The 10,838-nt window shown below is 70.4% G+C and carries 11 protein-coding genes; 6 read left to right on the top strand and 5 right to left on the bottom strand.

All coding sequences use genetic code 11. The features are described 5' to 3' along the window. Positions 1 to 30: 30 nt before the first annotated feature. A complete protein-coding gene (locus FJ108_11220; GenBank protein ID MBM4336464.1) occupies positions 31 to 1,257 on the top strand; it encodes a class I SAM-dependent methyltransferase in 1,227 nt (408 codons plus the stop codon). Between the two features lies 1 nt (position 1,258). Here the strand turns inward: FJ108_11220 and FJ108_11225 are convergent, their stop codons facing one another. Continuing rightward, positions 1,259 to 1,669 (bottom strand): DUF393 domain-containing protein, encoded by a 411-nt coding sequence (locus FJ108_11225; GenBank protein ID MBM4336465.1) that lies wholly within the window; start codon positions 1,667 to 1,669, stop codon positions 1,259 to 1,261. A 37-nt stretch (positions 1,670 to 1,706) separates the two neighbouring features. Here FJ108_11225 and FJ108_11230 point away from each other — a divergent pair, with 37 nt between their 5' ends. From FJ108_11230 to FJ108_11240, 3 genes are read left to right on the top strand one after another with little or no spacing between them, the layout of a single operon-like run. Next, a complete protein-coding gene (locus FJ108_11230; GenBank protein MBM4336466.1) occupies positions 1,707 to 3,113 on the top strand; it encodes a deoxyribodipyrimidine photo-lyase in 1,407 nt (468 codons plus the stop codon). Next, the gene (locus tag FJ108_11235) at positions 3,110 to 4,081 is read left to right on the top strand and encodes a DUF523 and DUF1722 domain-containing protein (protein MBM4336467.1); all 972 of its coding nucleotides are present in this window, start codon (positions 3,110 to 3,112) and stop codon (positions 4,079 to 4,081) included. The genes FJ108_11230 and FJ108_11235 overlap by 4 nt, the downstream gene beginning before the upstream one ends. A 10-nt stretch (positions 4,082 to 4,091) precedes the next feature. Beyond that, entirely contained in the window at positions 4,092 to 4,562 is a 471-nt protein-coding gene (locus FJ108_11240; GenBank protein MBM4336468.1) for a hypothetical protein, read from the top strand. On the opposite strand, the gene FJ108_11245 is transcribed toward FJ108_11240, so the two are convergent. From FJ108_11245 to FJ108_11255, 3 genes are all read right to left on the bottom strand, one after another. After that, positions 4,559 to 5,173, bottom strand: a complete 615-nt coding sequence (locus FJ108_11245) for a 3-isopropylmalate dehydratase small subunit (GenBank protein ID MBM4336469.1) — start codon at positions 5,171 to 5,173, stop codon at positions 4,559 to 4,561. The genes FJ108_11240 and FJ108_11245 overlap by 4 nt on opposite strands. Next, positions 5,170 to 6,573 carry a 3-isopropylmalate dehydratase large subunit gene (gene leuC / locus FJ108_11250; protein ID MBM4336470.1) on the bottom strand — a complete coding sequence of 468 codons (1,404 nt, stop codon included), beginning with the start codon at positions 6,571 to 6,573 and terminating at the stop codon, positions 5,170 to 5,172. The genes FJ108_11245 and leuC overlap by 4 nt, the downstream gene beginning before the upstream one ends. Positions 6,574 to 6,642: 69 nt before the next feature. Next, positions 6,643 to 7,401, bottom strand: coding sequence for a class I SAM-dependent methyltransferase (locus FJ108_11255; protein MBM4336471.1), 759 nt, complete (start codon positions 7,399 to 7,401; stop codon positions 6,643 to 6,645). Between FJ108_11255 and FJ108_11260 the strand changes: the two genes are divergently transcribed. After that, complete coding sequence (locus FJ108_11260) at positions 7,386 to 8,486, top strand: hypothetical protein (GenBank protein ID MBM4336472.1); 1,101 nt, start codon at positions 7,386 to 7,388, stop codon at positions 8,484 to 8,486. The two genes, FJ108_11255 and FJ108_11260, sit on opposite strands and share 16 nt — an antisense overlap. Positions 8,487 to 8,504: 18 nt before the next feature. Further along, positions 8,505 to 9,815, top strand: coding sequence for a hypothetical protein (locus FJ108_11265; protein ID MBM4336473.1), 1,311 nt, complete (start codon positions 8,505 to 8,507; stop codon positions 9,813 to 9,815). On the opposite strand, the gene FJ108_11270 is transcribed toward FJ108_11265, so the two are convergent. After that, on the bottom strand, positions 9,773 to 10,375 hold the full coding sequence (locus FJ108_11270) for a hypothetical protein (GenBank protein MBM4336474.1): 603 nt from the start codon (positions 10,373 to 10,375) through the stop codon (positions 9,773 to 9,775). The genes FJ108_11265 and FJ108_11270 overlap by 43 nt on opposite strands. Positions 10,376 to 10,838: the final 463 nt, after the last annotated feature.

Here is a 10,838-nt window from a genome sequence, read left to right on the forward strand (position 1 = left end):
GCACAGAGCCCCGGGAGCGGAGGAGGCCGCATGATTCAGTCGCCGTGTCGCAGCCTGGCGTTCGCCGCCCTCTCACGACTCGAGAGCGGCGCCCTGCGGGTCGAGGATTCGCGCGGATCGTTCGACTTCGGAAAGCCCTCGGACGCAGCGCCGGCGCCGATCCTGCTCCGCGTGCGAGCCGAGCGGCTTTGGCGGAGCCTGGTGCTCGGCGGAAGCATGGGCGGTTGCGAGGCGTTCCTGCGCGGCGACTTCGAGTCGGACGATCTGGTCGGACTGCTGCGCCTGCTGCTCCGCGACGCGCACGTGCTCGGCGGCTTCGATGCGGGGCTCGGCCGGATCGGCGAGATCTGGCGGCGGCTCGGACACGCGCTGCGCGCAAACTCGAAGCGCGGAAGCCGCCGGAACATCCACGCCCACTACGACCTGGGAAACGAGTTCTTCGCGCGGTTCCTCGACCCCACGCTCACCTATTCGGCGGGGATCTTCGAGAGCGACGACGCGACCCTCGAGCAGGCGTCGATCGCCAAGTACGAGCGCATCTGCCGCAAGCTCGAGCTCGGGCCCCAGGATCACGTGCTCGAGATCGGAACCGGCTGGGGCGGCTTCGCGCTTCACGCCGCGCGAAGCCGCGGCTGCCGCGTGACCACGACGACGCTTTCACGCGCGCAGCACGAGTTCGCGAGCCAGCGGATCGGCAATGCGGGCTTGCAGGATCGCGTCACGGTTCTGCTGGAGGACTACCGCGAGCTTCGCGGCCAGTACGACAAGCTGGTGTCGATCGAGATGATCGAGGCCGTCGGGCACCGCTACTTCGACGCATACTTCCGCGCCTGCGCCGAGCGACTGGCAAGGGACGGACGGATGGCGCTGCAGGCGATCCTGATCGACGAGAACTCGTACGAATCCGCGCGCGACACGGTCGATTTCATCAAGTGGCACGTCTTCCCGGGCGGTTGTCTGCCGTCGCTCGGCGCCATCACGAGCTCGAGCGCGCGCGCGAGCGATCTGCGCATCGTGCACGTCGAGGATCTGACTCCGCATTACACGCGGACGCTGCGCTGCTGGCGCGAGCGCTTCGTGGCGAGCCTCGATGCGATCCGCGAGCTCGGCCATCCCGAAGAGCTCTTGCGCAGCTTCGAGCTCTACTTCGCGTACTGCGAGGCCGGCTTCAGCGAGCGGAGGATCGCCTCTGCCCAGATCGTGCTCGACAAGCGCGAGAGCCGGTCGACACCGATCCTGGGCGCGCTTCCCGCGTGAGTCAGGCGTGAGTTCGCTCGCAGCGGTCGCTGGTGCAGGCGGCGTCGGCGCGGCCGGTCCAGCGCAGGCGATTGCGCGCGAAGACGCGGTACGCCCGCTCGAACAGTCCGCTCAGGATCGGCCAGCGCGTGGGCGCCACCAGCCAGCCGAGTCCGACCGACGCGTAAAGGCGTCGGAAGACCTCGACGCCTTCGATGACGGTGCCGCCGGGAAGCACGCCGTGGATCCGGCTCATGACCGCCTCGTGATCGAGCCCGTAGCGCGCCGGATCGAACCCGGGCGCGGCGATGTCCTCGAAGTCGATCCGGCCGCGGCGATCGCGACGGCGCAGGAACGCGATCTCGCGCGCGCAGAGCGGACATTCACCGTCGTACAGGACCTTGACCGCGAACTCGCCTGCGGGGGTGTCCATCGTCGCCCGAGGATCGCCCACACGAGGCCGTGTCGCCATGACTAGCCTGTGCGCCCTGCACTGGTTTCGCAGCGATCTGCGCGTGCGCGACAACACGGCGCTGCGAGCGGCGGCGGAGCGCGCAGACGAGCTCGCCTGCGTCTTCGTCTTCGACCCGCGTCTGGTCGCGAACGCGGGCGCGCCGCGCGTTCGATTCATGGTCGACTGCGTGCGTCGGCTCGCGCGCGACCTCGAGGCGCGCGGCTCGCGTCTGCTCCTGCGCGCCGGAATTCCGGAGCTCGAGATTCCGCGAGTGGCGCGCGAGTGCAGGGCGGAGCTCGTGGTCTGGAATCGCGACTACGGCCCGTTCGCGACCCGGCGGGACGCGGCGGTCGAGCGGGAGCTGTCGCAGCTCGGTGTTCGCGTCGAGACTCACAAGGATCGCGTCGTGTTCGAGGCCGAGGAGGTCCGCACGCTCGCGGGCCGACCCTTCTCGGTGTACAGCCCGTACCGCCGCGCCTGGTGGAAGCGCCATCGCGACGCGCCGGCGCGGCCCGCGCCGGCGCCGGGACTTCCAGCGCCGCCGAGCGCTCTGGCCGTCGGCTCCGAGCCGGCGCTAGATCTGACGAGCGATGCGGCCGAGATTCCGACGGGCGGAAGCGCCGCCGCCGAGCGCCGGCTCGACGGCTTCCTCGAGCGCTCGATCGCGGACTACGCCTGGCGTCGCGATCTTCCGGCCGAAGACGGAACGTCGCGGCTCTCGCCACACCTGCGCTTCGGCACGATCTCGGTTCGGACGTGTCTGGCGCGCGCGCTCGAGGCCGCGCGCTCCGACCCGCGGCGTTCGCCCGGAGTCTCGAAGTGGGCCGACGAGCTGGTCTGGCGCGAGTTCTACCACGCGATCCTGGCCGAGAACCCGCGCGTGCTTCGGGGCGCGTTCCGGAAGGAGCTGTCGGCCGTGCGCTGGGAGCCGGACGCGAACGGCCTGCGCGCCTGGCGCGAGGGCCGCACCGGCTATCCGTTCGTCGACGCGGCGATGCGCGAGCTGGCTTCGAGCGGCTGGATGCACAACCGCGCGCGAATGGTCGCCGCCAGCTTCCTCTGCAAGGATCTGCTGATCGACTGGCGACAGGGCGAGAGGTGGTTCATGCAGCGACTCGTGGACGGCGACCCGGCGAGCAACAACGGCGGCTGGCAGTGGGCGGCGTCGACGGGCACCGACGCCCAGCCGTACTTCCGGATCTTCAATCCCGTCGCGCAGGGCGAGCGCTTCGATCCCGACGGCGAGTACGTGCGGCGCTGGGTCCCCGAGCTGCGAAGGCTGGCGGGCGCGAGCGCGCATCGCCCGTGGCTCGGCCCGGAGCGCGCGCCCGACTATCCGCCGCCGATCGTCGACCACGCCTTCGCACGCGAGCGGGCGCTGTCGCGCTTCCGCGAGGCGCGCGCGGCCGGAGCGGTGCAGTGACCGATCGCTGGCTCGCCGACGACACGCCGCTGCAGCTCGGGGTCTCCGCCTGCCTGCTCGGGCGCGAGGTACGCCACGACGGCGGCCACAAGCGAGACCGCTTCCTCACCGACGTGCTCGGCAGCTACGTCGAGTGGGTGCCGATCTGCCCCGAGGTCGAGGTCGGCATGAGCATTCCGCGGCCGTCGATCCGGCTGGTGCAGAGCGGCGACGAGCTGCGCCTGGTCGAGCCGCGAACCGGCGCCGACCACACGCGCAGCATGGCGACGCACTCGGCGCGCCGCGTCCACGCGCTCGATGCGTTCGAGCTCTGCGGCTACGTGCTCAAGAAGGACTCGCCGAGCTGTGGCATGGACCGCGTGAAGGTCTGGCACGAGAGCGGCCAGGCGACGCGAAACGGTCGCGGCCTGTTCGCGTCGGCGCTGATCGCGCGCTTCGGCACGCTCCCCGTCGAAGAGGAGGGACGGCTCGCGGACGCCGGGCTGCGCGAGAACTTCATCGAGCGGATCTTCGCCTACCGGCGGCTTCGCGCGCTGTTCCGCGCGCGCTGGACCGTGGGCGAGCTGGTCGCATTCCACACCGCGCACAAGCTCCTGCTGCTCGCGCACTCCGAGGTCGAGTACCGCCGGCTCGGCCGTCTGGTCGCCGAGGCGAAGCGGCTCGAGCGCGCGGAGCTGCGCGAGCGCTACGAGCAGGGCTTCATGGGCGCGCTCGCGCGGATCGCGACCTCGCGCCGGCACACGAACGTGCTGCAACACATGGTCGGGTACCTGCGCGAAGGCCTCGACGCGGCCGATCGCGCCGAGCTCGCGGCGCTGGTCGAGGATTACCGTCGCGAGCTCGTGCCGCTGGTCGTGCCGCTCGCGCTGCTTCGCCACCACGTGCGCCGTCTCGACGTCGCCTACCTGCGCGACCAGATCTATCTCGACCCCCACCCGAAAGAGCTGATGCTTCGCAATCACGTGTAGAGTCCGGCCGGTGACGATCGTCTACTACGACCCGAAACGACCGCTGTCGCTTCAGCCAGGCTTCCGCAGCGGCGAGGCGGGAATCGTCGATCTCATGCTCGACGACGACGCCCAGGCGCGACTCGCCCGCGTCGAGATCCCGCCCAACGCATGTCACGCGCTCGAGTGTCTCGGCGCGGTGTCGCGACTGAATCAGCTTCCGCTCGAGATCGGCCCGATCGGGCCCGGGCGCGAGGCGCTGCTCTTTCCCTCGGCGCTGGAGCGCGCGATCGGGATCTTCTACGCGCTCGAGAACGAGCTCTGGAACGGCTCGCGCGACTACGGCGCGCTCGAGCTCTGCGTCGGCCGGAGCGAGGGCGAGGCGCCGGTCGAGTACCGGCTTCGCTTCGATCGGCGCGAGTTCGAGCGCTCGCTGCTGCGCCTGGTCGACCTGTTCCACAGCGCCTGGCGCGCGGGCCGCGGCGTTCGGCTCTTGCTCTAGAAGCCGCGCGCGTACGGGAGCGCGGCGACCTTGGCGAGGATCTGCTCGCGCGCTTCGAGCAGCGTGCCCATCGCGTCCCAGCTGCCGTCGAGAAGCTGCTTGCGCGCGCCGTCGGGCATGCGAACCGGCGCGCTGCCGCCGCGCCAGGTCGCGACGAGCTTCTCGAGGTCGATCTGCACGTCCTGCGCGGGATCGAGCTCGACCGCGTCCATCAGCTTCGCCACGTCCTCGGGCGCGGCGGTGACGGCGACGATGCCGAGCGCGACGCAGTTGCCGAAGAAGATCTCCGCGAACGACTCGCCGATCAGCGCCTGGATTCCCCAGCGCTGCAGCGCCTGCGGCGCGTGCTCGCGCGAGCTGCCGCAGCCGAAGTTCTTGTTCACGATCAGGATCGACGCGCCGCGGAAGCGCCGGTCGTCGAAGGGATGCCCCTTCGGCTCGCCGGCGGCGTTCACGCGCACGTCGCGGAAGACGAACTCCTCGAGCCCCGCGAAGCGGATCGACGTCATGTAGCGCGCGGGGATGATCTGGTCGGTGTCGACGTCGTTTCCGCGCACGACCACGCCGCGGCCGCGGTGCCCGACGACGCGCGCCGCTCCGGACTTGCTCATCGCATCACCTCTCGCACGTCGGTCACGCGTCCGGCGAGCGCGGAGGCTGCGACCATGGCCGGGCTCATCAAGAGCGTGCGGCCGGTCGGGCTGCCCTGACGGCCCTTGAAGTTGCGGTTGGAACTCGACGCGCAGAGCTCGCGTCCGACGAGCTTGTCGGGGTTCATCGCCAGACACATCGAGCAGCCCGCCTCGCGCCACTGGAAGCCGGCGCTCATGAAGATCTCGTGCAGGCCCTCGCGCTCCGCCTCGACGCGCACGGCCTCGGAGCCGGGAACCACCAGCGCGCGCACGCCCGGCGCCACCTTTCCGCCACGCGCCACGCGCGCCGCCTCGCGCAGGTCGCTGATCCGCCCGTTCGTGCACGAGCCGACGAAAGCGACCTGGATCGGCGTGCCCGCGAGCGGCCGCCCCGGGACGAGCCCCATGAACTGGTACGCCTCTTCCGCGGCGGAGCGATCGGCGTCGGGAAGATCCTCGAGCCGCGGCAGATTCTCGGCCACGCCGATCGCCTGACCGGGATTCGTGCCCCAGGTGACGGTCGGAGAGATCTCTCCCCCGTCGATTCCGACCTCGTCGTCGAAGCGCGCGTCCGCATCGCTGGCGATGCCGCGCCACCAGCCGATCGCGCGCTCGAACGCGTCGCCCTGGGGGGCGAAGCGCCGCCCGCGCAGGTAGTCGAAGGTGGTCGCGTCTGGATTCACGTAGCCCACCCGCGCGCCGCCCTCGATCGACATGTTGCAGATCGTCATGCGCTCCTCCATCGAGAAGCGCTCGATCACCGGGCCCGCGTACTCGTACGCGTAGCCGACCCCGCCGTTCACGCCGAGCCGGCGGATGATGTGCAGGATCACGTCCTTGGCGTAGACGCCGAAGCCCAGCCGGCCCGACACACGAATGCGTCGCACCTTCGGCCGCGCCAGCGCCAGGCACTGCGAGGCCAGCACGTCGCGCACCTGGCTGGTGCCGATCCCGAACGCGATCGCGCCGAACGCGCCGTGGGTGGAGGTGTGCGAGTCCCCGCAGGCGATCGTCTGGCCCGGCTGCGTGAGCCCGAGCTCCGGCCCGATCACGTGCACGATCCCCTGGTCGCCCGAGCCGATCGGGAAGAAGCGGATGCCGTGGCGCTTCGTGTTCTGCTCGATCGCCTGCAGCATCTCCTCGGCCTGAGCGTCGCGAAGCGGCCGGCGCCGCAGCTCCGTCGGCACGATGTGGTCGACGGTGGCGAAGGTGCGCTCCGGGCACAGCACCGAGAGGCCCGCGTCCTCGAGCATCTGGAAGCCCTGGGGGCTGGTGACCTCGTGGATCAGGTGCAGCCCGATCAGAAGCTGCGTCTGCCCGCCGGGCAGCTCGCGCACGCTGTGCAGATCCCAGACCTTGTCGAGCAGGCTTCGTCCCATCGCGGCGCGAGGCTACCGCAGCCGAGCCCGATGGAGCAAAGGCGACCCGCGCGCCGGGCGCTCTCTCGCTCAGCGCTCCGCGATCAGCTGGTACGGACCGAGCGGCCGCTCGCCCTCGCCGATCGCGCGCGCGCCCGACAGGTCGTAGTCCTGCAGGAAGCGCACGCCCTCGAAGCCGGCCTCGACCAGGAGCTGCTCGGCTTGCTCGGCGGGCAGGAAGCGCCGGTGCGAGACCTGCTCCACCGGCTCGGAGCCGTCGACGCTGAAGAGCTGCGTGCGGCGCTCGAGCAGGGGCGTCAGCATCTCGCGCTTGTCGCGGAGTTTCAGCTGGTGGCCGGCGACCGTGCGCTCGATCTCGCGCCAGCGGCCGTTGGTCTCGGGGCGGATCATCGGCAGCGGGCAGAAGAAGTCGATCGCGAGCACCGCGGGGCTCTTCATGCAGCGCGCCACGTGGCGCAGGAACAGGCGCTGCTCGGCGACGTCGATCAGGTTGTTGAACGCGTAGAGCGACGCGATCACGACGCTGAACTTCTCGAAGAGCGCGTTGCTGCGGAAATCGAAGTCCGCGATCCGCACCCGGTCCTGCCAGGGCTGGAGCGTGCGGCGCGCGACCTCGAGCATGGGTCTCGAGACGTCGACGCCGAGCGCCTCGTAGCCGGCCTCGCCGAGCCGGGCGAGCACGCGGCCGGTGCCGCAGCCGATCTCGAGCACGGGGCCCGAGTACTTGGCGGCCAGGTCGAGGTAGAGCGAGGTGTCCTTGCGGAAGTCCGCCACCCAGAGGCTGTAGAACTCCGCGTACTGCTTCTCGGCCGATGCTCGGGTTTGCATGCTCGCGCGAAGCTCGCGAGGGGTCCACGCACGCGCAAATCGGGGCGCTTCGCGGCGGGTCAGGCTGCGCCAGCGATGCAAGCTGCGCGACAGGAGGCGAGCCGGAGGCGCGGCCCGCGCGCGATCCGCCGGGCATGGTCTATCCTCGGGCGGTGGATCGCGCAGAGCTGATCGCCAGGATCGCGGACATCATGTCGGACTGGGGCGTGGGCGAGCGGAAAGCGCTCGAGGGCCAGGTCGTCGAGCTGCTCTCCGACGCGAGCGACGCCGAGATCGCCGCCGCCGGCCAGCGCCTGGCGACGACGGGACAGACGTGGGGCTACCACGCGCCGGACCCGGTCTGCCGCAAGCTCTCGCGACTGGCGCACCGGCTCGTGCTGCTGCGCGGGTCCGGCCTCGAGCCGAGCGACGCGCTTTCGCGCGCGCGCCGACAGCCGGTCTTCTTCATCGCGAATCACCTGTCCTACATCGACGCGAACGTGATCGACGCGCTGCTCGTCGGCGCGGGCTTTGCGGATGTGGCCGACGGGCTCACGGTCCTGGCCGGGCCGAAGGTCTACGCGCAGCCGATCCGGCGCCTGGCGAGCCTGTGCTTCGGAACGATCAAGATGCCGCAGAGCCAGAGCACGGCGTCCGGCGACGCGGTGATGCCGCGGCGCGAGGTCGCGCGCCTGGCGCTCGAGACGCTGGCGACCGTCGAGGCGCGGCGCCAGAAGGGCGAGCAGCTGCTGGTCTTCGTCGAGGGCACGCGCAGCCGGGCCGCGGCGATGCAGCGCGTGTTGCCCGCGGCCGCGCGCTACTTCGAGGCGCCTGGAACGCAGATCGTCCCGCTCGGCCTCTGGGGGACCGAGAGGCTGATGCGGCCCGAGATGGAGAAGGTGATGCCGACGGAGGTCCATGCCCGCGCCGGCCGGGCCGTCGACGCCGGGGAGCTCTTCGAGCGCGCGGGCGGCAAGCGGCCGGTGGTCGCGGACGTGCTCGGCTACCTGATCGCCGACCTGCTCCCGGTGGAGTACCGCGGCGAGTACGGAAGCGCCGCGACAGCGCCATCGGCCCGGGACGTGGCGTCGAGCTTCGCGCCCTAGCGCGCCGATACGCAACGCATGCGCGCTCGCGCAGTCGCCCTCGCACTCGCCCTCTCGCTCGCGTTCGCCGCGCGTTCGGACGCGGGCGAGCCGGACGCGCTCGCTTCCAAGGCGGCCGAGTTCCGCGCGCAGATCCACGCTCGCCATCTCTCACCGGAAGGCCTGCTCCTGTATCGCGTCGAGCTCGACACGATCGAGCGCGATCTCGCGACCGGCGCGTACCCCGAGAACGCCGACGGGCCGACGTTCACGGGCCTCTTCGCCGGCGCCGCCTGCGCGCGCGTGGAGTCGAGCGAGGGCGAGGCAAAGGCGGAAGCGCTCGCCGACGCCGATCTCGCGCTCGCCGGGCTCGAGCTGTCCATGCGCGTCACGGGAATACCCGGATTGCTCGCGCGCACCGTTCGGCGCCAGCCCCCGCGCGCCAAGGCCCGGGGCGAGTGGCACGCGGGCCAGGGCGAGTACGCGGGCTGGTTCTGGCGCGGGAACGTCTCCATGGACCAGTACGCCAACGGGCTCGTGCCGGCGGTCGGGCTGTGCCGGCGGCTGTTCCCGGAGCGCGCTCGTGAGCTTGCGGTCGCCGCCGCGACGCATCTGGTCGAGAACGACTTCGAGCTCACGGACCCGGACGGAGAGCGAACGCGCTTCGGCGATCTCTCCTGGCGCTCGGGCCTCGGCTTCAACTCGATCGCCCAGCTCACGAGCTACGCGATCGTGTCACTGGCCGCGTCGCTCGATTCCGGCGAGCCGCGCTGGCGCGAGACGCGCGATCGCCTGCGCGACCGCTACCGCGTGATCGCGCGCGCGCGCACCACGAACCTGCGCGTGCTCGGCATCACGAGTCACTCGAACGACCTGATGGCGTTCGATCTGTACCGCGTGCTGCTTCCGCTCGCGCTCGAGACGAACGACTCCGCCGCGGCGGACCTGCGTCACGGGCTCTTCCGCAGCTGGCTGCGCGTGCGCGAGGACGGAAACGCCTACTTCGATCTCGTGTTCTGCTCGCTCGAGCCCGGCGCGTGCGACACGGGGACTCTCGATCGCGCGCGCGCTCAGCTCGCGGCGTTCCCGCTCGAGAAGCGCAAGCTCGGCCCCCGAGCGGATGTCGCCGACCATCCCGTGCGGCTTCTTCCGGGCCGCAAGTGGAAGCTGCTGGCCCGCGAGATCGTCCCGATCGACGCGCGGCCCGCGAGCTCCTTCGAGTGGAAGTCGAGCCCCTACCGGCTACACGCGCACCGCCGCCCGAACACGGAGTACACCGGCCTCGACTACCTGGTCGCCTGGTGGCTCTACGACTCCGTCTGCCAGACCCGCGGCGACCGCGCCCACTGAGGCGCGACAGCCGACGTCGCCGTGGCCGCCGGCAAGTGCGGGAACGCCGCGAGACGGTGCGGAGCTTCGATCGTCGCCCCGACGCTGATCCGAGCGAGCGAGGGCCAGCGCCGCAAAGAGCTGACGACCGAAGAGCCCGGGGCCTTCGCCCGATCAAGCAACCTCTTTTCTGTAGCAGCCGATGGACGCCCGATTCTTCGCCTTCCTGAATTCCTGTCCGGATTACGCGGAATTTGAGTGTTTTCTCTCGGAGGGTGGCCTCCGGGCTGGTGAGACGGACGGGTGTGGCTCGTGTCCGGCGACTCGTCGCGCGGCGCGAGATACGCCCGAGCCGTCTCCCACTCCCCGCTAATCTCGGCCGCGAGCGCCGAGACCAGGCGCAAGAGAGAGTCCTCGTTCGGGAACAGCGTCGCGACGCGCGTGCGTCGATGCAGCTCGCCGTTCACGCGCTCGAGCCCGTTTACCGTGCACTGACACCGCCTCGGCGCCCAGCGTGCCGATCTGGGAACTGAGCTGGCCGAGTTCGAGATTATTGCGATGGCGCCGGTGCAGCGGTCGATCGGCTGCTACCCCGCGCTTGCCGGGGTGGACGGGACCGCCTGATCAAGAGGGGACGCGGCCCCAGGGGCGCGTAATCGCGCAACGCCAGACGACGCTACGGGCCGAGGCCCATCCCGCGCGTCGATCGTACTGCGAGCTGTGGAACGGCCGCCGTCAGAGCCGCGACGATCGCCTCATCCAACGAGCGAGTGAACTCCGTTGATCGAACCGAGTCGAAGTCACGGACAAACACTCGAATACTCGTCGAGTCTTTGCTCAGCCCAACGGAAATTGTGATTTTTCCATGCTCTCCGTGTCCAGACCCAAGCATATACTTCGCGATGATGCGATGTTGGTAGAGGCAGTCTCAAAATTGTCTCAGCATGATGCAGATACAGGCGAGTTGGACGAATGCTCGGTAGTTCTGGGCTTTGTACTCCCAGCGGGTGACGACGCGGCGGAAGTTCTGCAGCCAGGCGTTGA

The sequence above is a fragment of the Deltaproteobacteria bacterium genome, assembly GCA_016875225.1.
GTDB lineage: Bacteria > Myxococcota_A > UBA9160 > SZUA-336 > SZUA-336 > VGRW01.